This is a genomic window from Polaromonas sp. P4_H1 (genome assembly GCF_056400945.1).
Window position 1 is genome coordinate 1 of record NZ_JBFUKG010000093.1, and the last position, 602, is coordinate 602.

Below are 602 nucleotides of genomic sequence, written 5' to 3' on the forward strand. Positions count from 1 at the left end.
ACCAATTGCAGGTCGGTGACGAGGTCGCGCATCTTTCCAAGATTGTCGCGCGCAAGCAGCGTCTTGCCTTCGAGCACCACGAGCACGTCGAATTCGGTGGACGGGAAGCGCTTCGTCACTTCCTCGTATTGCTTGTATTCCTTGCTGTCAGAACGAAATAGCTGGCTTAGCGAATCGTCGATCTTGATGCGCTGGATGCCAAAGATCGCACCGATCACCAGCGCGAGCAGGATCACGCAGGACAGGATCGGCGCCTTCACCGCGATCAGACCGATGCGCTCGAGCCCGAAGGCGATGCTGATCGGCCCCTTGCGCAATTTATTCATATCCGCGTCGTGGGGGGGAACCGTATCGTGCATACCCTGTCCAGTCCTGTCGTCAGCGGCGTCTGCCTAGCAAGCGTCGCGGGCAGTAGTAAGGCTGGAATCGGCGAGACCGAACAGCGCTAGCCCTTGAAAACATGCGGTAAATTTGCCGCGGGCAGATGTAGCAGGTCTGTATGACACATCGCAAGGCGGCGAGCGCGCCGAGGTTGCGTTTCAGGTCACACAATGGAGCGCAGAGGCTGTTGTTTCATGCTGGTGCAACGAGCGGTGCTACCA

Annotated in this window: 1 protein-coding gene; it reads right to left on the reverse strand. The window is 58.3% G+C overall.

The window, feature by feature from the left end:
• A partial coding sequence (locus AC1DS5_RS25280; RefSeq protein ID WP_477720991.1) for a hypothetical protein occupies positions 1-359 on the reverse strand: 359 nt, incomplete at its 3' end.
• Positions 360-602 lie beyond the last annotated feature (243 nt).